The 23,614-nt window shown below is 70.3% G+C and carries 23 protein-coding genes and 1 pseudogene; 16 read left to right on the top strand and 8 right to left on the bottom strand.

The genetic code is table 11. The annotated features are described in order from the left end of the window. The 6 genes and pseudogenes from G3I42_RS34805 to G3I42_RS34780 form a co-directional block, all read left to right on the top strand. A pseudogene (locus G3I42_RS34805) lies at positions 1–266 on the top strand (formimidoylglutamate deiminase); the annotation flags it as partial. After that, the gene (hutI, locus tag G3I42_RS34800) at positions 263–1,429 is read left to right on the top strand and encodes an imidazolonepropionase (protein WP_164291648.1); all 1,167 of its coding nucleotides are present in this window, start codon (positions 263–265) and stop codon (positions 1,427–1,429) included. The pseudogene G3I42_RS34805 and the gene hutI, both read left to right, overlap by 4 nt. A 245-nt stretch (positions 1,430–1,674) precedes the next feature. Beyond that, the gene (locus G3I42_RS34795) at positions 1,675–2,484 is read left to right on the top strand and encodes an aminoglycoside phosphotransferase (RefSeq protein WP_164291647.1); all 810 of its coding nucleotides are present in this window, start codon (positions 1,675–1,677) and stop codon (positions 2,482–2,484) included. 271 nt (positions 2,485–2,755) lie between these two features. After that, positions 2,756–3,577 carry a helix-turn-helix transcriptional regulator gene (locus G3I42_RS34790; protein ID WP_164291646.1) on the top strand — a complete coding sequence of 274 codons (822 nt, stop codon included), beginning with the start codon at positions 2,756–2,758 and terminating at the stop codon, positions 3,575–3,577. Beyond that, positions 3,568–3,759, top strand: coding sequence for a DUF397 domain-containing protein (locus G3I42_RS34785; RefSeq protein ID WP_164291645.1), 192 nt, complete (start codon positions 3,568–3,570; stop codon positions 3,757–3,759). Before G3I42_RS34790 ends, G3I42_RS34785 begins: the two co-directional genes overlap by 10 nt. Before the next feature lie 81 nt (positions 3,760–3,840). Further along, complete coding sequence (locus G3I42_RS34780) at positions 3,841–4,020, top strand: DUF397 domain-containing protein (protein ID WP_164291644.1); 180 nt, start codon at positions 3,841–3,843, stop codon at positions 4,018–4,020. Positions 4,021–4,158: 138 nt separating this feature from the next. Here the strand turns inward: G3I42_RS34780 and G3I42_RS34775 are convergent, their stop codons facing one another. From G3I42_RS34775 to G3I42_RS34750, 6 genes are all read right to left on the bottom strand, one after another. Further along, a complete protein-coding gene (locus G3I42_RS34775) occupies positions 4,159–4,881 on the bottom strand; it encodes a hypothetical protein (protein ID WP_164291643.1) in 723 nt (240 codons plus the stop codon). 2 nt (positions 4,882–4,883) lie between these two features. Next, positions 4,884–5,216 (bottom strand): hypothetical protein, encoded by a 333-nt coding sequence (locus G3I42_RS34770; RefSeq protein WP_164291642.1) that lies wholly within the window; start codon positions 5,214–5,216, stop codon positions 4,884–4,886. 27 nt (positions 5,217–5,243) lie between these two features. After that, a complete protein-coding gene (locus tag G3I42_RS34765; RefSeq protein ID WP_164291641.1) occupies positions 5,244–7,442 on the bottom strand; it encodes a glycoside hydrolase domain-containing protein in 2,199 nt (732 codons plus the stop codon). Positions 7,443–7,633: 191 nt separating this feature from the next. After that, positions 7,634–7,978: a hypothetical protein gene (locus G3I42_RS34760; RefSeq protein WP_164291640.1), complete on the bottom strand. Its 345-nt coding sequence runs from the start codon at positions 7,976–7,978 to the stop codon at positions 7,634–7,636. Positions 7,979–8,300: 322 nt separating this feature from the next. Further along, positions 8,301–8,822: a hypothetical protein gene (locus tag G3I42_RS34755; RefSeq protein ID WP_164291639.1), complete on the bottom strand. Its 522-nt coding sequence runs from the start codon at positions 8,820–8,822 to the stop codon at positions 8,301–8,303. Between the two features lie 537 nt (positions 8,823–9,359). Further along, on the bottom strand, positions 9,360–10,310 hold the full coding sequence (locus tag G3I42_RS34750) for an RNA polymerase sigma factor SigF (RefSeq protein WP_164291638.1): 951 nt from the start codon (positions 10,308–10,310) through the stop codon (positions 9,360–9,362). Positions 10,311–10,661: 351 nt separating this feature from the next. Between G3I42_RS34750 and G3I42_RS34745 the strand changes: the two genes are divergently transcribed. Both G3I42_RS34745 and G3I42_RS34740 read left to right on the top strand, forming a co-directional pair. Next, a complete protein-coding gene (locus G3I42_RS34745) occupies positions 10,662–11,030 on the top strand; it encodes an STAS domain-containing protein (RefSeq protein ID WP_164291637.1) in 369 nt (122 codons plus the stop codon). A gap of 196 nt (positions 11,031–11,226) precedes the next feature. Continuing rightward, positions 11,227–11,751, top strand: a complete 525-nt coding sequence (locus G3I42_RS34740; protein ID WP_164291636.1) for an ATP-binding protein — start codon at positions 11,227–11,229, stop codon at positions 11,749–11,751. Between the two features lie 188 nt (positions 11,752–11,939). Here the strand turns inward: G3I42_RS34740 and G3I42_RS34735 are convergent, their stop codons facing one another. Beyond that, positions 11,940–13,436 (bottom strand): oligopeptide:H+ symporter, encoded by a 1,497-nt coding sequence (locus tag G3I42_RS34735; RefSeq protein WP_164291635.1) that lies wholly within the window; start codon positions 13,434–13,436, stop codon positions 11,940–11,942. A gap of 552 nt (positions 13,437–13,988) precedes the next feature. Here G3I42_RS34735 and G3I42_RS34730 point away from each other — a divergent pair. From G3I42_RS34730 to G3I42_RS34720, 3 genes are all read left to right on the top strand, one after another. After that, positions 13,989–14,666, top strand: coding sequence for a response regulator transcription factor (locus G3I42_RS34730; protein WP_010262370.1), 678 nt, complete (start codon positions 13,989–13,991; stop codon positions 14,664–14,666). A 232-nt stretch (positions 14,667–14,898) separates the two neighbouring features. Next, positions 14,899–16,191: a lipase family protein gene (locus G3I42_RS34725; RefSeq protein ID WP_164291634.1), complete on the top strand. Its 1,293-nt coding sequence runs from the start codon at positions 14,899–14,901 to the stop codon at positions 16,189–16,191. A 134-nt stretch (positions 16,192–16,325) separates the two neighbouring features. Beyond that, positions 16,326–17,609: an ATP-binding protein gene (locus G3I42_RS34720; RefSeq protein ID WP_164291633.1), complete on the top strand. Its 1,284-nt coding sequence runs from the start codon at positions 16,326–16,328 to the stop codon at positions 17,607–17,609. A gap of 3 nt (positions 17,610–17,612) precedes the next feature. Here G3I42_RS34720 and G3I42_RS34715 read toward each other — a convergent pair whose 3' ends face one another. Beyond that, positions 17,613–18,251 (bottom strand): GtrA family protein, encoded by a 639-nt coding sequence (locus G3I42_RS34715; RefSeq protein ID WP_164291632.1) that lies wholly within the window; start codon positions 18,249–18,251, stop codon positions 17,613–17,615. A gap of 111 nt (positions 18,252–18,362) precedes the next feature. Between G3I42_RS34715 and G3I42_RS34710 the strand changes: the two genes are divergently transcribed. From G3I42_RS34710 to G3I42_RS34690, 5 genes are all read left to right on the top strand, one after another. Beyond that, positions 18,363–19,502, top strand: a complete 1,140-nt coding sequence (locus G3I42_RS34710) for a 5-(carboxyamino)imidazole ribonucleotide synthase (protein ID WP_164291631.1) — start codon at positions 18,363–18,365, stop codon at positions 19,500–19,502. Further along, on the top strand, positions 19,499–20,038 hold the full coding sequence (gene purE / locus G3I42_RS34705; RefSeq protein WP_164291630.1) for a 5-(carboxyamino)imidazole ribonucleotide mutase: 540 nt from the start codon (positions 19,499–19,501) through the stop codon (positions 20,036–20,038). The genes G3I42_RS34710 and purE overlap by 4 nt, the downstream gene beginning before the upstream one ends. Before the next feature lie 94 nt (positions 20,039–20,132). Continuing rightward, positions 20,133–21,344, top strand: a complete 1,212-nt coding sequence (locus G3I42_RS34700; protein WP_164291629.1) for a dipeptidase — start codon at positions 20,133–20,135, stop codon at positions 21,342–21,344. A 219-nt stretch (positions 21,345–21,563) separates the two neighbouring features. Then, the gene (locus G3I42_RS34695; protein WP_164291628.1) at positions 21,564–22,721 is read left to right on the top strand and encodes a S1 family peptidase; all 1,158 of its coding nucleotides are present in this window, start codon (positions 21,564–21,566) and stop codon (positions 22,719–22,721) included. Between the two features lie 210 nt (positions 22,722–22,931). Then, the coding region (locus G3I42_RS34690; protein ID WP_203607728.1) for a membrane dipeptidase at positions 22,932–23,614 on the top strand (683 nt) is incomplete at its 3' end.

The following is a 23,614-nucleotide window of genomic DNA, read 5'->3' as shown; positions in this document are numbered from 1 at the left end:
GCCCCGGCGCGGGCCGCCTCGCCCCCGGCGCGCCCGCCGACTTCACGACGCTCGCGCTCGACACCGTCCGCACCGCCGGGCACGGCCCGGAACTCGGCGCCGAGACCGCCGTCTTCGCGGGCAGCGCGGCGGACGTGCGGCACACGGTCGTCGGCGGCGAGCATGTCGTACGGGACGGACGGCACACCCGCGTCGCCGACCCCGCCGCCCTCCTCGCGGAGACCATCGCGGCCCTGCACACCGAAGGAACGGACGCGCGCGCATGACCAGCACCCTCCTCACCGGCATCGGCTCCCTCGTCACCAACGACCCCGCGCACGGCGGCCCGCTCGGCCTGATCGAGGACGCCGCGCTCGTCATCGAAGGCGAGCGGATCGCCTGGATCGGCCCCGCGAGCGCGGCCCCCGACGCGGACGTACGGCACGACGTCGGCGGGCGCGCGGTCCTCCCCGGCTTCGTCGACTCGCACTCCCACCTCGTCTTCGCGGGCGACCGCACCCGCGAGTTCAACGCCCGCATGTCCGGGCGGCGTTATGAAGCGGGCGGCATCCGCACGACGGTCGCCGCGACGCGCGCGGCGAGCGACGCGGAGTTGGAGGCGAACCTCGTACGGCACCTCGCCGAGGGGCTGCGGCAGGGCACGACGACGCAGGAGACGAAGTCGGGGTACGGCCTCACCGTCGACGACGAGTCCCGCGCGCTGGCTCTCGCGGCGCGCCACACCGACGAGGTGACGTACCTGGGCGCGCACATCGTGGCTCCCGAGTACGCGGACGACCCGGCGGCGTACGTGGCCCTCGTGACGGGCCCGATGCTCGACGCCTGCGCGCCGCACGCCCGCTGGGTCGACGTCTTCTGCGAGAAGGGCGCCTTCGACGGCGACCAGGCCCGCGCGATCCTCACGGCGGGCGCGGCCCGCGGCCTGACCCCGCGCGTCCACGCCAACCAGCTCACGTACGGCCCCGGCGTCCAACTCGCGGTCGAACTGGGCGCGGCGAGCGCCGACCACTGCACGCACCTGACCGGCGAGGACGTGGCCGCGCTCGCCGCCTCGGACACGGTCGCGACCCTGCTCCCGGGCGCGGAGTTCTCCACGCGCGCCGAATGGCCCGACGCCCGCCGCCTGCTGGACGCGGGAGCGACGGTGGCGTTGTCGACGGACTGCAACCCCGGCTCGTCCTACACCTCCTCGATGCCCTTCTGCCTCGCCCTCGCGGTCCGCGACATGGGCATGACCCCGGACGAGGCGGTGTGGTCCGCGACAGCGGGCGGAGCGAGGGCACTGCGCCGCACGGACGTGGGCGCGCTGACGCCGGGCGCCCGCGCGGACCTCCAGATCCTGGACGCCCCGAGCCACGTCCACTTCGCGTACCGCCCTGGCGTGCCGCTGGTGGAGGAGGTGTGGCGGTCGGGGGTGCGGGTCAGCTGACGGGGTGGCGCCACCGCAGGCCGGGCCGTCCACCGATCCGGTAGACGTGCGCCTCGGCGGTGACACGGAGCCGGACGGCCTCGATCCCGGGCCTCCCGGCCGCCCGCCACACCCGAATGCGCGTCTCGACCTCGTCCCACGGCGCCGCGGGACCACCCTGCCGCCCATTCCACCCCCTGAATGCCGCCCCGGCCGTACCCTGGCCGGGGCGGCATTCCCCATCCCCGCGTCCCGAGGAACAGCGCGTGTCCATCACCCGTATCCCCTTCGAGCGGCTTCCCGCCGACATCCGCCGGGCCGTCGCCGACAAGACCGGCACGGTGCACCGGGCGACCACCGCCCCGGGCGGCATGAACTCCGGCATCGCCTCCATCGTCGAAACGGACAGCGGCAGCGTCTTCGTCAAGGGCATCCCGTCCGATCACCCCCAGGTCGGCGCGCAGCGCCGCGAGGCGGCAATCGCCCCCCACCTGCCGGCATCCTGCCCACGCCTGTACTGGCACCTGGAGCTGGACGGCTGGAGCCTCCTCGGCTACGAACTGGTCGACGGCCGCCACGCCGACTACACGCCCGGCTCGCAGGACCTGCCACTCGTAGAAGCCGCGCTCGTGGACCTCCAGAAGGTCGCCGCCCCGGCGGACATCGACATCAAGGACGCGGTGGACCGGTGGGCGGACTACGCGCCACCGGGGACCTTGCAGCACTTCGACGGGGAAGCGCTGCTGCACACCGACTACGCCCCGGACAACGTCCTGATCGTCGGCGACCGTGCCCGACTCGTCGACTGGGCGTGGCCGACGCGGGGCGCCGCGTGGATCGACCCCGGCACCCTGGCGCTGCGACTCATGAACGCCGGCCACCCGGTGGAGGCCGCGGTCGCCTTCGCCGACCGCTTCCCGTCGTGGCGGAACGCCAGGCCGGAAGCGCTCGCCGCGTTCGGCGCGGCCACCGCATCACTGTGGGGAGAAATCGCCGAAGAGAACGGGACGCCCTGGAAACTGGGTATGGCGGAGCACGCGGCGACCCTCGCGCGCGCTCTGCGCCCCGTGCCCTGAGGGCCTCACACGGCCAGCACCCGTTTTCCAAGCCTCCGCCACCGGGCGGCCCCTTGCGTCTCCGCTTGCATCAACGGCCCGCCCGCTGTCACACACGCGGGTGAACCTGGGTTCCTGGCACGCTGGGCCGCCGCGCCTCCCCCGCAGGGTCAGGACCTGTAGGAGGCCGCCCGGAAGGCGCCCCGGAGAACAGTGCCTGAAAAGGGCGGTTTGGTATTCAATAGGGGCCCTGGCTGTTGCAACTCCCCACCTGAAAAGGGAGTTTGAACGCGTGAGCGATTTTGAGCGCCGTGCGAAGGCGTCGAAGAAATTCGGTGTCTACACCCTGGCACTGCGCGAGCATTTGGGGCTCAGCCAAGCGGAGTTCGCCAAGCGCATGTTCTGCCATCAAACACTTGTGTCGCGCGTCGAGACCGGCTCGGTTCCGGCCACTCCGGCGTTCGCCGCGCAGATGGATGTCGTGGCAGGTGCGCCCGGTGTGTACGCGGACAGGCATACGGAATTGTTCGGGGCCACCGATCCGGACTGGTTCAAGCCGTATGCGGAGCTGGAGGCGAAAGCCGTCGCGATAGTCGACTACAGCCCTGTGCTGCTCATGGGCCTGCTCCAGACTCCGGAATACGCGGCGGCCGTTTACCGTGCCCGTTTCGCTTACGAGAGCGTCGAAGACATTCAGGCGCGCGTGGACCTCCGAGTGCGGCGGCAGGAAGTGCTCGCGCGTGCCGATCCTCCGCGCCTGTGGGTCGTCGTCGGGGAAGGCGTGGTGCGCACGTGCGTCGGTGGTGGCGCGGGGATGGCGCGGCAACTTCGGCACTTGGCCGAGCTGAGTGAGCGGCCGGGGATCACGCTTCAGGTGCTGCGGGCAGACGACGGGGCTCCTCCCGCGCACTTGCCGTTCACGGTGGTCACAGATCCGGACGGGTCCCGGTTCGTTTACGCTGAATCCCAGAACGGCGGTGGCACGGTGGACAGTTCGGCCGACGCGATCAAAGCCGCCGTGTCGTTGTGTGATCATCTGCGCGAGAGTGCCATGTCGGGGTCGCAGTCGGCCGAGCTGTTCCAGCGACTGGCCAAGCAAAGGGAATGCGAATGACGAACGCACACACCTGGGTGAAGAGCAGCTACAGCGGTGCTGACGGCGGCAACTGCGTGGAGGTGGCCGTCGGCGAGCGGAGCCTGCCCGTGCGGGACAGCAAGCGTGCGGACGGCGGTCCCGTGATCGAGTTCGGTCGGCCGGCGTTCGCGCGCTTCCTGGCGAGTGTCCGCGAGGGCTGATATCACCGCCGATTCGTACCGGAAGCCTCCGTGTCCTGGTACCGGGGACGGTGAGCGGTCGTCCAAACAAGGGGAAAGCGAATGGCGCACACCTGGGTGAAGAGCAGCTACAGCGGCGCTGACGGCGGCAACTGCGTGGAGGTGGCCACCGGCGAGCGGAGCATGCCCGTGCGGGACAGCAAGTGTGCGGACGGCGGTCCCGTGATCGAGTTCGGGCGTGCGGCGTTCGCGCGGTTCCTTGGGAGCGCGCGCGAGGGCTGAGGCGATCGCGGGGAGGGCGAGCTCTTCGTGTTCCTCCGCAGCCTCGGGGCAACGGCAGGGCCTCTGCGCGCAGACGAAAGGGTCCGTCCCGGGTGTGGGACGGACCCCTGCTCGGTTCAGCCTGTCGGGGGAAGGGGGTCAGCGCCCGCGCTGTTTCCTGGCGAGGTCATTCGCCCGTGTCCGCCGCGCCTCGGCCATGACGTTCACGGATTTCCCGGCTCCCTGGCCGGGCCGTGCCTCGCCCTCGCGCAACGTGTCGGCGAGCTTGCGGACGTGGGGGTCGGCCGGGCCGCGGTCCACGTAGAAGAGGGACTCGTCGACGGGAGAATCGTCGCCGCCCCAGCGGACCACTCCCTCGCAGTCGGCGAGGATGTCGCGCAGCACCACTTCCTGGAGCGGGAAGAGGCTGCCCCCGGCCGCCGCGCCCGGACGAATCCGTACCGCCGTGCCGGAGGCGCGGTTCGACTCCGGCGCGTCGCTGTCCAGGTCCTCGATCCTCTGCCAGCCGGCCAGGTCGGCGTGGTGAAGCCGCTCCACCTCGTAGTGATAGCGGCGAATGACGTGAAGCAGGATGGCTTCCACGTCACCGATGCGGATGTCGATACTCAAGCCGGTGCCCGGGACCGGGCGGGTCCAGACCGTGGAGACGTGATTGGCCTCCTTCTCCACGGGCCAGCCGTTGGCGGACGCCGGAGCCTTGTCCCGCGCCGTCTTCCCAGCCTCCGACGATGTCGAGGGCGCGGCCGCGGCCACGCCCGGCACGAGCGGGCCAAGGGCGAAGGCCGCCGTCACGACGCCGACGTGCGTCAGGACGGTGCGTCTCGCCACACCCTGTGTGCCGCTCTGCTTTTCCTTGCTCATGTTCAGTTCCCTCCCAGGCTGATGGTGATGAGGAAGAGCGTGGGCAGAGCAGTGGCCACGATGCTCACCAGCCGGTACGAGCCGGCCGTCATGGTCGTCCGTCGTCGCAGCGGGCGATTAGCCAGCCACCAGATCAGGACGAACAGGAGGAGGACCGGTCCCGCGACCACCACCCAGGGCAGGACGCCGTCGTTCTCCGTCGGATTGCTTCCCGCCAGGTGGAGTGCGGAGAGCGGCCCGTTGGCGGCGATGTAGTAGACCAGCCAGATCGGCACGATGCCGGGAATGCCGAGCAGCACGTTGACGGCGAGGGGCGCGGGCCAGCTCTTGCCCATACTTCTAGCCTCGTTTCCGGCAGGCCATCACGACGAGCGCGACAGCTTGTTGTAGTTCTCCAGCACGTAATACAGCCCCATCAACTGATCTCCGTACACCTGGGCGTCGTCACCGGTGCCGTTGTACCGGGCGAGCAGGTCTCGGACATGGAAAACGTCGGTCGTCAGGTCGGGGCGGAGCTGGCCCAACTGGTAGGCGTTGTAGATGGTCAGGTAGGCGACCGAGCGGATGTTGTAGGTCGGGTCGTCGTGGAGATTCGTCCAGACGGATTTCAGGTCGTCCTTGGTCAGCGGTGTGCCATTGATGATGCCCTGCTGCATGCAGTAGTTGCGGGCCTCAATGGTCACCCAGGCGAAAATCTGTCCCCATCCTGTGCTCGCGTCGTCCTTCAGACCCGCCTGTACTGCCTCGTCGGCAACGAAATCCAAGGGGTTCAACTTGCGCAACTCCCACATCACCGGCGTCTGAATCAGGGCCTTGCGGAGCTTGAGCTGACGTGCGAGGGCCGTGAACAACCAGTCCGCACTGAGCACCAGGTCGAACGCTTCTGTCGTGGAGATGCCGCCGAGCGTGGCCCAGTCGCTGTCGGTCCAGCCGTCACCGCCGGTCTCGGGAACACCGATCGACTCCAGGTAGTTCTGGACGTCTTTCAGCATCAGGTCCCGATAGGCCGCCTGGTCCAGGTCCACATCGAGACCTTCGGCGACGCCGCCGGCGTTGAAGTCCGTCTGGCCGGTGTCGCGGCCGGACGCGATGTTGTTGTCGATCTCCAGCGAACCGGTGCCGGAGCCGACGGTGACGGTGGAGATCTGGTCGAAGGACCAGTTCGTGGGCAGTGGGTAGCCTAGATTTCCGGAGAAGCCGCTGGACATGTCGGAGACCATGCTCACGGCGGCGTACCCGGCGTCGGCGACGCGCTGGCAGACATTGCGCGCGCCGTACACGCCGACGCCGTAACTGGAGCTCTCGCCGATGGTCCGCATGATGGCACGGAAGTGCGGAAGGACGTAGTCGGTCACTTCACCGTCCATCGCGTCGTAGTCGACGGCGAAGTAGATGATCGTTCCTGGCTTGAACCCGTGGTACTGAGCCCAGTCGATCGCGTTGAACGCGTCGGCGGTCCCCTGGTCGGGGCCGAAGTAGTCCGCCGACCGGCTCCACGTCTGGTAGATGGGGTAACAGCTCAGGCCGGCAGCTTTGATGGTGGCGAGTTCGCCGGGCTGAATCTGCTTCTCGGGCAGGCTCGTGGTCGACGGGTTGTACAGGTAGCGGCCGACGTGCGCGTAGCCGGCCGCCCTCAACGCGTCCGCACGCGCTGGTGTGATCATGGTGACGCCGTCGCAGGCGGCGCCCTTGCGGGCCTGGTCACCGTAGGAAACCAGGAGGGAGGCCCACGTCGGGAAGTCACCCTTGCCTGTGACGGCGAGTTTGCTGAAGGACTGGAAGGTCTCCACGCCGGACTGCACGCCGGCTGTGAAGTCTCCGAACGGCACACCGCGTTTGTTGAGGATCATCGCGGCGGTGAACAACTGCGCCCAGACCCCGGTGGTTCCCGTCGCAACGGTGTGGGACTTCAGACCGGACTGAGTGCCGGGTCCGAAGACGCCGTTCGCGGTCCCATCAGCCATGCCCAGCTCGTACTGGATGGCGAACAACATGGATTTGGCCACGTCACGGGAATGGTGACCGTCGCAGGGAATGACGTAGAAGTCCTTGCGCAGGAGGTACCGGCCGTTGAGCCACTGCTGGATGGAACGGATTGTTTCGGAGCCGCTGTTGACCGTGACGTAGGCGTCCATGTTGAACAGGCCCTTGGTCGTCTTCGGCCACAGAGAACTGCCGGGGTAGGTGGTGGCCACACCCATGTTCGCGTGGAGCTTCGCGACGGCGGCCTTGACCCGGGCGTTGTACTTTCCGTCGATGTCGCCGCCGTCATACCCCTTGCAGTAAAGGGCGGACTGGATGATCCGGCAGAAATTGGCCGACGGAATGGTCGTGTCGTCGAGCTTGCCGTACTTCTCGCCGATGGTGGCCAGCGTCGTCGGTCCGAACGAGTCCGACAACGCGGTGATGCCCATCTCGTACTGCAAGGCGCGGGTCAGCGCGTACATGACGGGCCAGCCGGTCTGCCCGTTCTCATCCAGCTTGGATATCCCAAGTGTCGCACCGTTGTTGTAGGTCGTGTTGATGAATCTTTGGGCTCGAAGTACCAGTTCGTCGGCCATGCGTTTCTCCCGTCTTCTCGTCGAACAGGGCTGGTCTGTTGGTGCGGCGGAAGCTTGCGACTGTGGTCGCCCTCGCGCGCGACGTCGAGCATGGCGACCCACTCGGCCAATCAAGGCGTGCGCAGTCCCGAGTGGGCTCTGGCTTTGTGTTCACGTCGCCGTCGCGCGGTCGATGGACACGCTGAGAACGCTCAGTGCGCAGCTGCTGTTCTCGTCGCGCTGAGCATCACTTCGAGCTTCTGCGCAGGAGCCGCGTAAGAGTGAGGGATGACGACTTCGGTCGGCCACGTGGTGCCGGGCCACACGTTGCGTGCGGTCGTTGTGACGGTCGCGCTGTCGGTCGCCCCCTTCTCTCGCACGGTCACGCGCACCTCGTAGCTGGTGCGAGCGTCGCTCTTGTCCGTGATGGTGACGGGTACGACGAGGCGTCCGTCATCCCTCCGTGGTGCGTAGGCCAGGACTTCGCCGTCGAGCGCGGTGGCCACCGGTGTCCCGTTGCCGTACTCGTCAGCTCGCGGGACTCGTGTGTCCCGCACTACGGGATCGCCCGGTGCGGCGTTGCGTTGCCGTTCCTCGTCTGCCTCGCGTCCGGCTCGCTCTTCTTCCGTCATGGCGTCCGGTGAGTGCCGGGAGGAGTCCTGCGCTGCGCCGGGCTGCTCGGGCGACGGAGTGGACGGTGTTGCTGCCGCCCCGACGTTTGCGTCGCCGGCGGTATGCCGCCCCGACGACGTTTCCGATGGCTCCGGCGCCGTGATGGACACGCTTCGGTCAACGTGCGCCTCACCGGGCCGGTCTTCGTGGCTACCGCATCCTGCCAGGACTGCGACACACAGCACGGCGAGGGCGGGCCGGAGTTTCTCAGCCACAGGGGAACGCGTACTCACTCGTGTAGTTGATGTAGAGGCTGGAGGACGTCTTCCCCATCTTCGCCGTCACCTGTGCGCAGGCGGAGGGTGTGACGTAGAGCGGGCCCGCGTACTCGCTGAAGGTGCCGGAGTCCGTCTTACAGGCGGTTCCGTCCATCTTGCAGACCTTGAGGTACATGTACTGCGACGGGCCGGTGTTGTTGTCGAAAATCAGGCATCCTGTGCCGGTGTTGGGGTTGATGTAGGTGAAAAGCGTCCCCTTACGTAGGGAAGCGTCGACTCCCTTGGGAAGGGGAATGCCCGAGATGATGTCGTAACTCGAACCGCACACGTTCGCCGCCGCGGCTGCGGCCTGAGGATCGTCCGCGACGATCGCGCGGGTCGTGGCGTCCGCCGACTTGGCGATGCGCGGGGTGGCGGGTGCGCTGTCGGCCGCCGTGGCTTGCGGAGCGGTGAACGCCACTATGGCGAGGGCTGCCGCGATCGCCGACTGGAATCTTCCGGACTTCTTCATGAGGCTCCCCAGGTTTGTCAACTTGACTGACCCCAAACCAAGTTGGCTGCCTGCTTGGGGTCCGGTGGTGCGGGTCAACGATAGGTGGGAGCCACAGCAAGGACGTTTGTGTCCCATGTCACTTGCGGGCTCTTTGGCTCGTTCGTGCGCTGTTCCGTCGACCCTCATGGGAACTACCCGTTGCCTCCATGAGGTGCAACTGATCGTGTGTATGCGGAAGTTGTGTGAACGCCGGCATTCTGGGTCGGCTGATGGTCCAGTGGACGCGGCCGGTGTGAGGTTGGCGAGTATGGCTGATTGATCGCCCTCTTGCTTGTCGCGGGCATGGGGGGGCGTGCGGCAAGGAAGCGTCGCTCAGCGTTTTCTGTGCGCATACGGTGCCGAACGTGGCCTTACCGTGAGGGATTTGCCTGGCGCGCATGTCTTTGGCACGTGCGGGCAGGGGAAACACGGAGAGGCCCGTCCCGGGGGCGGGACGGGCCTCTCGCGCACTGCCGCAGCGCACGTGTTCAGATCAAAGCCGGAAAGAGCGTGGGCTCATTCCTCCAGCGTCAGCCCCTTGCGGAGCTTCGCGAGGGTACGCGAGAGGAGGCGCGAGACGTGCATCTGGGAGATGCCCAGTTCCTCGCCGATCTCCGACTGCGTCATGTTCGCGACGAAGCGGAGCGAGAGGATCTTCCGGTCCCGCTGCGGCAGACGCGCGATCATCGGCTTCAGGGACTCGATGTACTCGATCCCCTCCAGGCCGTGGTCCTCGTAACCGAGCCGGTCGGCCAGCGCGCTCTCGCTGTCGTCCTCCTCGGGCTGCGCGTCCAGCGAGGAGGCGGTGTACGCGTTCGACGCCGCCATCCCCTCGATGACCTCCTCGCGCTCGATGCCGAGCTTGTCGGCCAGCTCCGAGGGGGTCGGGGCGCGGTCCAGGCGCTGCGCCAGCTCGTCCCCGGCCTTCGCCAGGTCGAGACGCAGTTCCTGGAGCCGGCGCGGGACCCGCACCGACCACGAGGTGTCACGGAAGAAACGCTTGATCTCGCCGATGATCGTCGGCATCGCGAAAGTGGGGAACTCCACTCCGCGCGAGAGCTCGAAGCGGTCGATCGCCTTGATCAGGCCGATCGTGCCGACCTGGATGATGTCCTCCATCGGCTCGCTGCGGGAGCGGAACCGCGAGGCGGCGAACTTGACCAGGGCGAGATTCAGCTCGACGAGAGTGTTGCGTACGTAGGAGTGGGCATGAGTGCCCTCGTCGAGGTCTTCGAGTCGTTCGAAAAGGTTCTTGGAAAGGGCCCGTGCGTCCAGCGGCCCCACCTCGTCGAAAGGCGGGATCTCCGGGAGATCCGCCAGTTCGGGTACGTCGGCGGGGGACCGGAAGGCCGAGGGGTCCAGGGCAAGGTCCCGCTTCGCCGCGTCCGAAGGACGAGGAGCGGGGATGGTCGACGTCGCCGGATTCGCCCGCGATGCGTCGAGCTGGGATGACATGATGTCCTCCATCGTTCTCGGCATATGGCTGCCGATGCCAATACGTGCACTGCGGTGTGCGGCGCCTCCAAAGCCGGCTTGTATCGAATGCGTCCTTCTAGCCCTACCCGCTCGCGCACAGTGACCGCAAGTCCGATGCGCGTCAAATGTCCCCTTTAGGGCGGATGTTCGGCTACCGGGAGGGCCGTCGAGGGCGTAGTGTTCGAGAACATCGGCGTACCTCTGCCCAGAACTCGCCCGCGCCTTCGTCGCGGAGGGTCAGTGCGGGTGGACGCCGGGTCAGCACACAGGCCGTGAGGCGCGACGTGTTTCCGCACGCCGCCGCGCGGCCTGGTGGACGACGAGGCTCAGGAGACAGACGGCATGGACCGCGGGACGGTCGGCAGCGCGAACAGGGGACGGCTCCGCGTCGAGGTACGCGAAGAGGGCCCCTGGGTCGTCGTCGCGCTCGCCGGTGAACTGGATCACCACACCGCCGAATTGTTGCGTGAACCACTCGACAGCAAGCTCGACGCGGGCCGCGACCGGATCGTGCTGGACTGCTCCGAGCTGGAGTTCTGCGATTCCACCGGCCTCAACGTGCTGCTCGGCGCCCGGCTGCGGGCCGAGGCGGCGGGCGGCGGCATCCACCTCGCGGCCATGCAGCCGGTCGTCTCGCGGGTCTTCGAGATCACCGGCGCCGACGCCGTCTTCCAGGTGCACCCCACCCTCGCCGAGGCGCTCACCGGCTGAGCGCGCGGCGGGCGGCGGGTCACGATACGAGGGCGGGGAGTGATCCGCAGGTGTCCGCCGCTCGCTCTCGGGCAGGAGATCCCCGTGACCCCCGCAGCAGTCAGGACCCTCCCCACCGGGTCCCCGAGAGACTTGAAGTGTCGAAAGTGTGCACTGAGAACTGGCGAATCCGGCGATTCGGTGAGGTGAAGCACTGATGAGCACCACCCGGCCGCAACTGCCGGACGACCGTCCCGGTCAGGGCGGGCCCGGCGCCCGCGTGGGCGGCTCCGGTGGCGTGCCCGCTTCCGGCGGCGTGTCCGCTCCCGGCGGCCGGCAGACCCGCAGCCTCACCCTCGTGGGCGAGAGCGGCGTCGTGCCGATGGCGCGTGACTTCGCGCGGCAGGCGCTGCACGCCTGGGGCTGGCTGCCCGCGGACGGCGCGGACCGCAAGGCGGCGGCCGAGGACGTCCTCCTCGTCGTCTCCGAGCTGGTCACCAACGCGTGTCTCCATGCGGAGGGTCCGGAGGAACTCGTCCTCGGTACGGATGGCAAGACGCTGCGGATCGAGGTCGCCGACCTGGGAGCGGGGGAGCCGGAGCCGAGGCGTCCGCATCAGGCGGGGCGGCCGGGGGGGCACGGGATGTTCATCGTGCAGAGGCTTTCCGTGGACTGGGGGGTGGCCCGGGCGGAGGGGGTTGCCGGGAAGCGGGTCTGGGCGGAGGTGGCGGCGCCTGCCTAGGCGGGAGGGCTCCTGGGGCTTCGCCCCGAGCCCGATCTTCTGGGGCTCCGCCCCAGACCCCGCTTGGGGGGCTCCGGCCCCGGGGCCCGTTTCGGGGCTCCGCCCCGGACCCCGCTCCTCAAACGCCGGAGGGGCTGGATTTCACGCGGTTCGCATGAGATCCAGCCCCTCCGGCGTTTTCGCGTCCGTCAGTGGACCTCGCCCATCTTCGTGCGCACCGTGCGCCGGTACATGAAGATCGCCACGCCCGCGAGGGCCGCCAGGGCCGCCTGGGCTGCCACGACGCCGGAGCGGTCGAGGTTGACGCCCGCGAGGGACAGCAGGCTCGTCACGCTGTCGCCCGCCGTGACGGCGAGGAACCAGACGCCCATCATCTGCGAGCTGTACTTGGCCGGGGACATCTTCGTCGTCACCGAGAGCCCCACCGGGGACAGGCACAGCTCGCCGACCGTCTGCACGAAGTAGATCGCGACGAGCCACATCGGGCTCACGCGCTCGTTCGCCGAGGTGTCCAGGAGCGGGATCAGGAAGACGAAGAAGGAGACGCCGATGAGGAAGAGCCCCGAGGCGAACTTCGTCGCCGTGCTCGGCTCCTTGCCGCGACGGTTCAGCGCGAGCCAGATCCAGGCCGTCACCGGTGCCAGCGCCATGATGAACACCGGGTTCACCGACTGGTACCACGAGGTCGGGAAGTCGAAGCCGAAGAGGCTGTTCGTCGTCCGCTCGTCGCCGAAGAGCGAGAGCGTCGAGCCGCCCTGGTCGTAGATCATCCAGAAGAGCGCGGCGGCGACGAAGAACCAGATGTACGCGGACATCTTCGACCGCTCCGCGCGGTCGAGTTCCTTGTCCCGCTTGATCCGCGCGAGCACCACCACCGGGATCACGAGCCCCGCGACGTTGATCGGGACCAGCGCCCAGTTCAGCGTGTACACCCCGGTCGCGACGAGCACTCCGTAGACGACCGCGGCGACGAGCGCCCACAGCAGACCCTTGCGGATCGTCGCGAGCTTCTCCTCGCGCGCCTGCGGCTTCGGCACGACGCTGCTCTCGGGGCTCAGGTGCCGCGAACCGAGCAGGAACTGCCCGAGCCCGAGCGCCATGCCGACCGCCGCGAGGCCGAAGCCCAGGTGCCACGACACGTTCTCGCCGACCGTGCCGATGATGAGCGGCGCGGCGAAGCTGCCGAGGTTGATGCCCATGTAGAAGACGGTGAAGCCACCGTCGCGGCGCGGGTCCTCGGGGCCCTTGTAGAGGTGCCCGACCATCGTCGAGATCGTCGACTTGAGCAGCCCCGAGCCGATCGCGACGAGCGCGAGCCCGCCGAAGAAGACGCCCTCGCCCGGCAGCGCGAGCAGGAGGTGGCCGCACATGATGACGGCCGCCGCGATCGCGGTCGTGCGGCGCGGGCCCCACCAGCGGTCGGCGATCCAGCCGCCCGGCATCGCGAGCAGGTAGACCGTCGCGAGGTAGACGGAGTAGACCGCCGTGGCCGTGCCCGCGTTCATGTGCAGGCCGGCGGAGGAGACGAGATAGAGGGGCAGCAGGGCCCTCATGCCGTAGAAGCTGAAACGCTCCCACATCTCGGTCATGAAGAGGGTGGCCAGTCCGCGGGGGTGGCCGAAGAAGGTCTTTTCGCTACCGGCGGTGACAGGGCCGGCGGCGTCCTTCGTCAGGCTGGGCGCCATGGGTCGTTCCTTGCGTGGGGGAGGCCGGCACCGGTACGCACCCTTCCTCCCACGTCCGACGCGGTCGCCGCGCCCGTAGGGGGGAGCGCGACGAGGGAGTGGGGGGCGCACCAGGAACCACGCCCCGGGCGCTTCCTCGCACCCGGAGCCCGGCCACAGGTCATTGACGAGTCGCGACGGGCCCGCGTGGGGTGCGGGAGACCGATACGACGAGGACCTTCGGGTGCGCCAGGCACCTGCGAAGGTCCGTGATCCGTGCGTCAGACGTTTACTCAGCCTAAAGCACCCATAGGGGTCCCCGGACCGAATGAGGCATCGATCACAGGTGGAGAAGGGAACGCGAGAGCCAGATCACAGGTGAGGGGGCGTCAGGAGCTTCGTTTCGGGGGGTGGGGGAGAGTAGTGGCGCGGGCGCGGGGCGTGCCGCCGTACGTGGCTCCCACAGCGGTGCGACAGCGCGCGCACAAGCCGCGTCCCCGGCGGCGGGCCGGACGGCGCCCGGCCTTCGGTGAGGGCCCGCCCGGGGGTCCGCGCGCGGTCTACCATCAGGGCATGACCCGTGTACTGCTCGCCGAGGATGACGCGTCCATCTCAGAGCCGCTGGCCCGTGCCCTGCGGCGCGAGGGCTACGAGGTGGAGGTGCGCGAGGACGGGCCCGCCGCCCTGGAGGCCGGCATGCAGGGTGCCATCGACCTCGTCGTGCTCGACCTCGGCCTGCCGGGCATGGACGGCCTGGAGGTGGCCCGCAGGCTCCGCGCCGAAGGGCTCCCCGTGCCGATCCTGATCCTCACCGCGCGCGCCGACGAGGTCGACACCGTCGTGGGGCTCGACGCCGGCGCCGACGACTACGTCACCAAGCCCTTCCGCCTCGCCGAACTCCTCGCCCGCGTCCGGGCCCTCCTGCGGCGTGGCGCCGGTGAGGCCAAGGAGGCCCCCGCCACGCACGGCGTCCGCATCGACGTCGAATCGCACCGGGCGTGGATGGGGGACGAGGAACTCCAGCTCACCGCGAAGGAGTTCGACCTCCTCCGCGTCCTCGTCCGCGACGCCGGGCGCGTCGTCACGCGGGACCAGCTCATGCGGGAGGTCTGGGACACGACGTGGTGGTCCTCGACGAAGACGCTGGACATGCACATCTCGTGGCTGCGGAAGAAGCTCGGGGACGACGCGGCGAATCCGCGGTACATCGCGACGGTGCGGGGGGTGGGGTTTCGGTTCGAGAAGAGCTGAGGCCCTTCGGGGGGCGGGGGATCGGCCTTCGGCCTCTGTCCTCAAACGCCGGACGGGCTTGATTTGTCCTCAAGCGCCGGACGGGCTGGGTTTGGCGGGCGTGCGTGGGTGGGGTGTCCTCGAGCGCCGGACGGGCTGGGTCTGGCCGGTGTGTCCCTCTTTCGGGCCGCCTCGTGTCGCTCTGTTACTCCTCGCGACCTAGCGTGAGTGCTAGTCGGCGAAGGGGTTTGCTGTGGGTGTCAGCAAGGGGATCGTGCGGGCGGTCGGGCTCTGTGTGGCCGGGGGGCTGGTCGCCTCGTGCGGGGCGGTGACCGCGAGGTCCAGTGCGGGGACCGGCTCGCCCTCTCCGTCCGGCAGTCCCAGTGGGTCCCCCTCGGCGGGGGTCGCCTCGTTCTACACGTATCCGAGCGCCGGGACGATCAAGGGCAAGCCGGCCGGCGAGGTCTTCGCGAGTGAGCCCATGCGGGTCTCGGCGGGGCTCGCCGACGCGGCGGCGAGCGCGAAGCGGATCATGTACCGCTCGGACGGCAAGGGCAACGAGCCCATCGCCGTCACCGGCTTCACGCTCACCCCGAAGGGCACCCCGCCCAAGGACGGCTGGCCCGTCGTGGCCTGGGCGCACGGCACCGCCGGGGTCGGGCCCGACTGCGCGCCCTCGCGCGAGGCCAACCTCTACTCCTCCCCGGACGACCAGTACGAGAAGCTGATCACGAACCTCCTGCGCGGCGGCTACGCCGTCGTCGGCACCGACTACCCCGACCTCGGCTTCCCCGGCCGCGTCCACGGCTACCTCCAGCTCGGGCCCGAGAGCAATTCCGTCGTCGACAGCGTGCGCGCGGCCCGGCACCTCGATCCCGCGCTCGGCACGCGGTGGTTCTCCGTCGGGCACTCGCAGGGCGGCGCCGCCGCGCTCGGCGCGGGCGAGATCGCGGCGAAGCGGGCGAGCGACCTCACCTACCTCGGCACCGTCTCGCTGGCGCCCGCGAGCAACCTCGGCGACGCCGTGGGCGCGCTCGCGAAGCGCAGGCCGCCGTACCCGCGGGGCTGGGGCGGCATGGCCGCGTACCTCACGTACATCGGCGTCGGGGCCCAGCGGTGGACGCCGTCCGTCGCGTACTCCGACCTGCTGCCGCCCCGGCTCGTCCGGCAGATCCCGGCGGCCGAGCGGCTGTGTTTCGCGCCGCTGAGCGAGCACCTCGAAGGGCTCGACCCGCAGCCGCCCGCGCTCGTCAACGCGGACTGGGGCAGGAGCAAGGCGCTGCGGTCCTTCTTCGCCCAGGCCCAGCCCGCCCACGCGAAATCCTCGGGCCCGGTCCTCCTGCTCCAGGGCGGCAAGGACACGACGGTCGCCCCGAAGCTCACGGAGAAGCTGAAGGGGCAGCTCTGCGGGCTGAAGGACGCGGTCCAGTACAAGACGTACGCGAACGCGGACCACGACGGGCTGCTGAACGAGTCCTTCCAGGACCTGGCGGCATGGCTCAGCGCCAGGGCGAACGGCAAGAAGGCGGCGAGCGATTGCGGGTGAAAGCCCTTCTTCGGCGGGTGGAAGATCCAGTCCCTCCGGCACTGGAGGAGCGGGGTCGGGGGCGGGGTCCCGGGAAGGAGCACGCCCTGCGCTGACAGGGCACCCCCGATCCGCCAACCTGCCAGGATGGCAGCATGCGTCGCCGTCTCATCACGTCCACCCTCGCCGTCGTCCTCGTCGTCATCGCCGTCTTCGGCCTCTCGCTCGTCATCGTCGAGACCCGGACGATCACCAACAGCGCGCAGGAGCGGGTGGACTCCGAGGCGGTGCGGCTCGTGTCGATCGTGGACAGCAGGCTGATCGCCGAGGAGCAGATCACCTCCGAGATCCTGCGCGACCAGGTCGAGGAGGGGCGTTACGCGGTCGTACGGCTGCGCAACCGGCCGCCCATCGAGATCGGCAGCAGGCCCGGCGGGGACGTCATCAAGGCGACCGAGCGCGGCGAGGCGGGCGAGTCGGTGACCGTCGAGGAGCCGCGCTCGGAAGTGACGCGCGAGGTCGGCCGCACGCTCATGATCATCGGCCTTGTCGCGCTCCTCGCGATCATCGCCGCCGCGCTCCTCGCCATCCGGCAGGGCAACCGCCTCGCGGCGCCGCTCACCGACCTCGCCGAGACCGCCGAGCGCCTCGGCTCGGGCGATCCGCGCCCGCGCCACAAGCGGTACGGGGTGCCCGAGCTGGACCGGATCGCGGAGGTGCTCGACGGCTCGGCCGAGCGCATCGCGCGGATGCTCACCGCCGAGCGCCGCCTTGCCGCCGACGCCTCGCACCAGCTCCGTACGCCGCTCACCGCGCTGTCGATGCGCCTGGAGGAGATCACCCTCACGGAGGACATCGACACCGTGCAGGAGGAGGCGAACATCGCGATCAACCAGGTCGAACGCCTCACTGCCGTCGTCGAACGGCTGCTCACGAACTCCCGCGACCCGCGCAACGGCTCCGCCGTGCCCTTCGAGCTGGACGAGGTCGTCAAGCAGCAGGTCGAGGAGTGGCTGCCCGCCTACCGGGGCGCGGGCCGCGCCATCGTCCGCTCGGGACCCCGCCACCTGCGCGCCGTCGGCACCCCGGGCGCGGTCGCGCAGGTGCTCGCCGCGCTCGTCGAGAACGCGCTCATGCACGGCGGCGGCACGGTCGCGCTGCGTACCCGCGCGGTCGGCAACCAGGCCGTCATCGAGGTCACCGACGAGGGCCCCGGGGTGCCTCCCGACCTCGGCGCGCGCATCTTCGAGCGCACGATCTCGGGCCGGAACTCGACGGGCATCGGCCTCGCCGTCGCCCGCGACCTCGCCGAGGCGGACGGCGGCCGTCTCGAACTCCTCCAGGGCAAACCGCCCGTCTTCGCGCTCTTCCTCTCGCGCACCCGTCCCCGCAAGCCGAGCACGGGCGAGGACGGCGAGGAGACACCGACGGTGCGCTGAGACCTAGTCCACGTGCACCCGGCGCGGCTTGCGGTGCCTGCCCTGGCCCTGGCGCTCGGCGGCGGGCGTGTGGTGCGCGACGACCGGGGACGGCTGCGGGGCGCGGTGCGGCGCTCCGTACGGGCCGTGGTGGCCGCCCGGGTGCGTGAACACCGCCTCCGCCTCGCGGACGGCCGCCGTCACCTCGCGCACCGCCTCCTGGTCCTTCGGCGGCAGCGCGCGGAAGACCCAGCTCCGGTAGGACCAGAAACGGAAGAGCGTCGCGACGCCGATGCCGCAGAACTTCACGACGTTCGTCTGGAGCGGGGTGTCGAAGCCGAGGCCGTACGTGCCCGCGTAGAGCACCCCGTTCTCGATGACGAGGCCGATCGCGCTGAAGAACGCGAAGAGCCCCAGCTCCCGCTTGCGCCCCGACTTGTCCCGGTCGCGGTAGGTGAAGTAGCGGAACCCGATGTAGTTGAAGACGATCGAGATGATGGTCGCGATGACGCTCGCGCGCACGTAGGCGAGCGAGGTGAAGTGCCGTACGAGGTTGTAGGCGGCCATGTTCACGAGCACGCCCGCCCCGCCGACCGCTCCGAATTTCGCCAGCTCCGCGACGATGCGTCTCAGCCGCGAGGGCGGGGCACTGGCGTTCGTCATAAGGCGTTTGTCCCCTGGAGACGGGTAAGGACGGTCCCGGCCATGCTAGGCGCTGCGGCCGCCGGGTGCCCGGCCACCGGGAGGAGCAGCGGGAACGGATAGGCTGGCGAGGTGACATTCCCCGTAGTCGGCATGGTCGGCGGTGGTCAGCTCGCGCGTATGACGCACGAGGCGGGCATCCCGCTCGGCATCACGTTCAAGCTGCTCAGCGATACCCCGCAGGACTCGGCCGCCCTCGTGGCGCACGAGGTCGTCGTCGGGGATTACCACGATCTCGACGTGCTCCGCGACTTCGCGCGCGGCTGCGACGTGATCACCTTCGATCACGAGCACGTCCCCACCGAGCACCTGCGCGCCCTGGAGGCCGAGGGCATCCCGGTCCGTCCGGGCCCCGCCGCGCTCGTGTACGCGCAGGACAAGGGCCTCATGCGTGCCCGTCTCAGCGAACTCGGCGTCCCCTGCCCCCGGCACCGCCTCGTCGCCGACCCGGCGGACGTGACGCGGTTCGCCGAGGAGGGGGACGGCTACCCCGTCGTCCTCAAGACGACGCGCGGCGGCTACGACGGCAAGGGCGTGTGGGTCGTCGGCTCCGAGGCGGAGGCCGCCGAGCCCTTCCGCGCCGGGGTCCGCGTCCTCGCCGAGGAGAAGGTCGACTACGTACGGGAGCTGGCCGCGAACGTCGTGCGCTCCCCGCACGGGCAGGCCGTCGCCTACCCCGTCGTCGAGTCGCAGCAGGTCGACGGCGTGTGCGACACCGTGATCGCCCCCGCGCCCGGCCTGGACGAGGAGCTGTCCGGGGTCGCGCAGGAGATGGCGCTGCGGATCGCCAACGAGCTGGGCGTCATCGGGCACCTCGCGGTCGAGCTGTTCGAGACGCGCGACGGCCGCGTCCTCGTCAACGAGCTGGCGATGCGCCCGCACAACTCCGGGCACTGGACGCAGGACGGCGCCGCGACCTCGCAGTTCGCCAACCACCTGCGGGCCGTGCTCGACCTCCCGCTCGGCGACCCGCGCCCGCGCCAGCCGTGGACCGTCATGGTCAACGTGCTCGGCGGCGACTTCCCCGACATGTACAGCGCGTACCTGCACTGCATGGCCCGCGACCCCGGGCTGAAGATCCACATGTACGCGAAGGGCGTGAAGCCCGGCCGCAAGGTCGGCCACGTGAACACCTACGGCAAGGACCTGCCCGAGGTCCTGGAACGCGCCCGGCACGCGGCCGGCTACCTGCGAGGGACGATCACCGAATGAGCACCACCGCCCAGCCCCTCGTCGGCATCGTCATGGGGTCCGACTCCGACTGGCCCGTCATGGAGGCCGCGGCGAAGGCGCTCGACGAGTTCGCGATCCCCTACGAGGTCGACGTCGTCTCGGCGCACCGCATGCCGCGCGAGATGATCGCGTACGGCGAGGACGCGGCCGACCGGGGCCTCAAGGCGATCATCGCCGGGGCGGGCGGCGCCGCGCACCTGCCCGGGATGCTCGCCTCCGTCACCCCGCTGCCCGTCATCGGCGTGCCCGTGCCGCTCAAGTACCTCGACGGCATGGACTCGCTGCTCTCCATCGTGCAGATGCCCGCCGGGGTGCCCGTCGCGACCGTCTCGGTCGGCGGCGCGCGCAACGCGGGCCTGCTCGCGGCGCGCGTCCTCGCGGCGCACGACCCGCGGCTGCTCGCCCGGATGCGCGACTTCCAGCAGGACCTGAACGCGCAGGCCACGGAGAAGGGCAAGCGGCTGCGGACGAAGGCCGCGCAGAACGCGAGCGGGGGCTTCGGGTTCGGGAGCTGAGGCCCGGCGTACGTTCTTCCTCGTACGTCACGGGGGTGACGCCGCGTTCCGCGCGGGGCCGCCCCCGTCCCCTTTTCCGGAAAGAGGTCCCGCCTTGGCCACCCCCCAGCCGTCCCCCGCCCGGCTCGAAGAAGCCCGCGCGCTGCTCGCCAACGCGCCGGTCGTCGACGGGCACAACGACCTGCCGTGGGCCCTGCGCGAGCAGGTGCGGTACGACCTCGGGCGGCTCGACATCGCCGAGGACCAGCGCGGCAGCCTCCACACGGACCTCGCGCGGCTGAGCGCGGGCGGTGTCGGCGGGCAGTTCTGGTCGGTGTACGTGCCGGCCGAACTGGCCGGGGACGAGGCCGTCGCCGCGACGCTCGAACAGATCGACTGCGTGGACCAGCTCCTCGACCGCTACCCCGAGCGGCTCGCCGAGGCCCGTACCGCCGACGACATGGAGGCCGCTCGCGCCTCCGGCCGGATCGCCTCGCTCAAGGGCGCCGAGGGCGGCCACTCGATCGCCAACTCGCTCGGTACGCTGCGGGCGTTGTACGCGCTCGGCGTCCGGTACATGACGCTCACGCACAACAGCAACACCGACTGGGCCGACTCCGCCACCGACGAGCCCGCGCACGACGGGCTCACGCGCTTCGGCGTCGAGGTCGTGCGCGAGATGAACCGGCTCGGGATGCTCGTCGACCTCTCGCACGTCGCCCCCGCGACGATGCGTGCCGCGCTCGACGCGAGCGAGGCCCCGGTGATCTTCTCGCACTCCTCCGCGCTCGCCGTCTGCGACCACGTGCGCAACATCCCGGACGACGTCCTGGAGCGGCTGCCCGCCAACGGCGGCATCGCGATGGCCACGTTCGTGCCGAAGTTCATCCTCCCCGAGGCGGGGGAGTGGACCCTGCGCGCCGACGAGAACCTGCGCGCCCGGGGCTTCCACCACCTCGACACGACGCCCGCCGCGATGGCGGCGCACCGCGCCTTCGAGGAGGCCAACCCCCGGCCCTTCGCGACCGCTTCGACCGTCGCCGACCACCTCGACCACATGCGCGAGGTCGCCGGGATCGACCACCTCGGCGTCGGCGGCGACTTCGACGGCACCGCCTTCACGCCGAAGGACCTCGACGACGTCGCCGGCTACCCGAACCTCGTCGCCGAACTCCTCACCCGCGGCTGGTCCGAGGCCGACCTCGCCAAGCTCACCTGGTCCAACGCGGTCCGGGTGCTGCGCGAGGCCGAGATCGCCGCCAAGGAGATCCAGCGCGGACGCGGCCCGTCCAACGCGACGATCGAAGAGCTGGACGGCGCGAAGTAGCGTTATCCGTATGGGGGTTGGAGATGCGCCGTCTCCAACCCCCGCCATCCAGCTTCTTGTTGAAACTTGTGTCGGAACCGGACACGAACCAACAGTGGCGAACATTGGTCTATGCCTGGCCTGTTGTGCGTGCCTAATCTCGTTGTCGCGGCGCCCCCACAGCGTCGGGGCGTCGTTGTTCCACCCCCACTCCTGGAACAACGAGAGGCCGTCACCCCCATGCATCGCAGACCCGTCATGCGCATCGCCCTGTCCACCCTCGCCCTCCTGGGGGGTCTCGGCGTCGCCGCCGGGGCCACCGGCACCGCCCAGGCCGACACCAAGCCCCAACAGCCCGCTTCCGCAGGACTGTTGACCGCTCTCCAGAAGGACTTCCACCTCACCGCGCGGCAGGCCGAGGACCGCCTCGCCGCCGAGAAGCAGGCCGCGAAGACCGACCGCGCCGCCCGCAAGGCCGCCGGCTCCGCCTTCGCGGGCTCCTGGTTCGACGCGAAGAAGGGCACGCTCACCGTCGCGCTCACCGGCACCCGTACCGCCGACGCCGTCCGTTCCACCGGCGCCGAGGTCCGCACCGACGCGCGGCACAGCGAGTCCCAACTCGCGGCGGTGAAGCGGGAGATCGACGGCATCAAGGCGCCCACCTCGGTCACCGGCTGGCGCGTCGACCCGCGCACCAACCGTGTCGTCGTGGACGTCCTGGCCAAGGACCGCTCCGACAAGGACGTCCGCGCCTTCCTCGCCAAGGCCGAGGACGCCGGACCCGTCGCCGTCCACGCCGTCGAGGGCGCCCCCGAGAAGCCGCGCCCGCTCGCCGCGGGAACCGTCGGCGGCGACCCCTTCTACACCGGCAACGTCCGCTGTTCCATAGGCTTCTCGGTCGTCGGCGGCTTCGTCACCGCCGGGCACTGCGGGCAGCCGGGACAGGCCGTCTACGGCTGGGACAACAGCTACATCGGCAACATCCAGGGCTCGACCTTCCCCGGCGACGACATGGCCTGGGTCAACGTCGGCAGCGGCTGGTGGACGACCCCCGTCGTGCTCGGCTGGGGCACCGTCTCCGACCAGCTCGTGCGCGGCTCCAACGTCGCCCCGGTCGGCAGCTCGATCTGCCGCTCGGGCTCCACGTCGCACTGGCACTGCGGCACCGTCCTCGGCCTCAACGAGACCATCAACTACGCGAACGGACCGGTCTACGAGGCCACCCACACCAACGTCTGCGCCGAACCCGGCGACTCCGGCGGCGCGTTCATCAGCGGCGACCAGGCGCAGGGCGTGACGTCCGGCGGCTTCGGCAACTGCACGAGCGGCGGCGAGACGTGGTTCCAGCCGGTCAACGAGATCCTCGGCCGGTACGGGCTGACGCTCGTCACCTCGTGACGCCCGGCGACGGGCACTGAGACCGGGTACGGGGCGGGGGCGGCCGGCGGCCTCCGCCCCGTACGGCTGCCGCACGGCGGACACCGCCCCCGCCCCGTACCGTCACCCGATCGGCCGCTCCGGCGTGAAGGGCGGCGGGCCCCGTGGCACGGTGGGTGCACCATCCCCGTACCACCGCCCCCGTACCCGAGCGAGCACCGGAGCCCTTCCATGGCGCACCTGCGGGACGACGCCCTCCCCGACGACCCCTTCCCCGAAGGCACCGACCCGCTCGGCGGGGACGCCACCGCGCCGCGACCCGCGCCCGAGGACCTCGCGGCCCTGCTCGCCGCCCACCCCGTCGCCGACGGCTACAGCGGACTCGCCTGGACGCTGCGCCATCTGCCCTGGTGCGAGATGGAACTCGGCGACAGCGCGCTCGGCGCCGACATACCCCGGCTGCGGACCGGCGGGGTCGGCGCGCAGTTCTGGTCGCTCAAGGTGCCCGGGGACGAGGGCGCGAACCTCACCCGCACCCTCGAACAGCTCGACTTCGCCCGCGCCGTCGTCGCCGCGCACCCCGGGGCCCTGCGCCTCGCCCGTACCTCCTACGACGTCGCCGACGCGCACGGCCGCGGCCGGATCGCCGTCGTCCCCGGCCCCGCCGACGCGCGCGGCATCGACGACTCGCTCGCGGGCCTGCGCACCCTCGCCGAACTCGGCGTCCGCTCGCTGACCCTCGCGGGGGCCCGCTGGGCGGGCGAGGAGGGGCTGAGCGTCTTCGGGACCGAGGTCGTACGGGAGGCGAACCGGCTCGGGACGCTGCTCGACCTCACCGGAGCACCGGCGGCCGTCGTCGCGCGCGTCCTCGACATCTCGCGCGCGCCCGCCCTCCTGCGCGCCGGAGCCGCCGC

This window comes from Streptomyces sp. SID11385, from assembly GCF_010548245.1.
GTDB lineage: Bacteria > Actinomycetota > Actinomycetes > Streptomycetales > Streptomycetaceae > Streptomyces.
The sequence above is the reverse complement of the archived record's forward strand: the minus strand, read 5'-3'. Positions and strand labels throughout refer to the sequence as shown.

What these genes read in the sequence shown, in the direction of transcription:
- G3I42_RS34775 (WP_164291643.1), bottom strand. Translation starts at nt 4,881, where the DNA reads ATGAGCAAGGAAAAGCAGAGCGGCACACAGGGTGTGGCGAGACGCACC.
- G3I42_RS34755 (WP_164291639.1), bottom strand. Translation starts at nt 8,822, where the DNA reads ATGAAGAAGTCCGGAAGATTCCAGTCGGCGATCGCGGCAGCCCTCGCC.
- G3I42_RS34750 (WP_164291638.1), bottom strand. Translation starts at nt 10,310, where the DNA reads ATGGAGGACATCATGTCATCCCAGCTCGACGCATCGCGGGCGAATCCG.
- G3I42_RS34695 (WP_164291628.1), top strand. Translation starts at nt 21,564, where the DNA reads ATGCATCGCAGACCCGTCATGCGCATCGCCCTGTCCACCCTCGCCCTC.
- G3I42_RS34745 (WP_164291637.1), top strand. Translation starts at nt 10,662, where the DNA reads ATGGACCGCGGGACGGTCGGCAGCGCGAACAGGGGACGGCTCCGCGTC.
- G3I42_RS34770 (WP_164291642.1), bottom strand. Translation starts at nt 5,216, where the DNA reads ATGGGCAAGAGCTGGCCCGCGCCCCTCGCCGTCAACGTGCTGCTCGGC.
- G3I42_RS34735 (WP_164291635.1), bottom strand. Translation starts at nt 13,436, where the DNA reads ATGGCGCCCAGCCTGACGAAGGACGCCGCCGGCCCTGTCACCGCCGGT.
- G3I42_RS34765 (WP_164291641.1), bottom strand. Translation starts at nt 7,442, where the DNA reads ATGGCCGACGAACTGGTACTTCGAGCCCAAAGATTCATCAACACGACC.
- G3I42_RS34740 (WP_164291636.1), top strand. Translation starts at nt 11,227, where the DNA reads ATGAGCACCACCCGGCCGCAACTGCCGGACGACCGTCCCGGTCAGGGC.
- G3I42_RS34720 (WP_164291633.1), top strand. Translation starts at nt 16,326, where the DNA reads ATGCGTCGCCGTCTCATCACGTCCACCCTCGCCGTCGTCCTCGTCGTC.
- G3I42_RS34780 (WP_164291644.1), top strand. Translation starts at nt 3,841, where the DNA reads ATGGCGCACACCTGGGTGAAGAGCAGCTACAGCGGCGCTGACGGCGGC.
- G3I42_RS34730 (WP_010262370.1), top strand. Translation starts at nt 13,989, where the DNA reads ATGACCCGTGTACTGCTCGCCGAGGATGACGCGTCCATCTCAGAGCCG.
- purE (WP_164291630.1), top strand. Translation starts at nt 19,499, where the DNA reads ATGAGCACCACCGCCCAGCCCCTCGTCGGCATCGTCATGGGGTCCGAC.
- G3I42_RS34715 (WP_164291632.1), bottom strand. Translation starts at nt 18,251, where the DNA reads ATGACGAACGCCAGTGCCCCGCCCTCGCGGCTGAGACGCATCGTCGCG.
- hutI (WP_164291648.1), top strand. Translation starts at nt 263, where the DNA reads ATGACCAGCACCCTCCTCACCGGCATCGGCTCCCTCGTCACCAACGAC.
- G3I42_RS34785 (WP_164291645.1), top strand. Translation starts at nt 3,568, where the DNA reads ATGCGAATGACGAACGCACACACCTGGGTGAAGAGCAGCTACAGCGGT.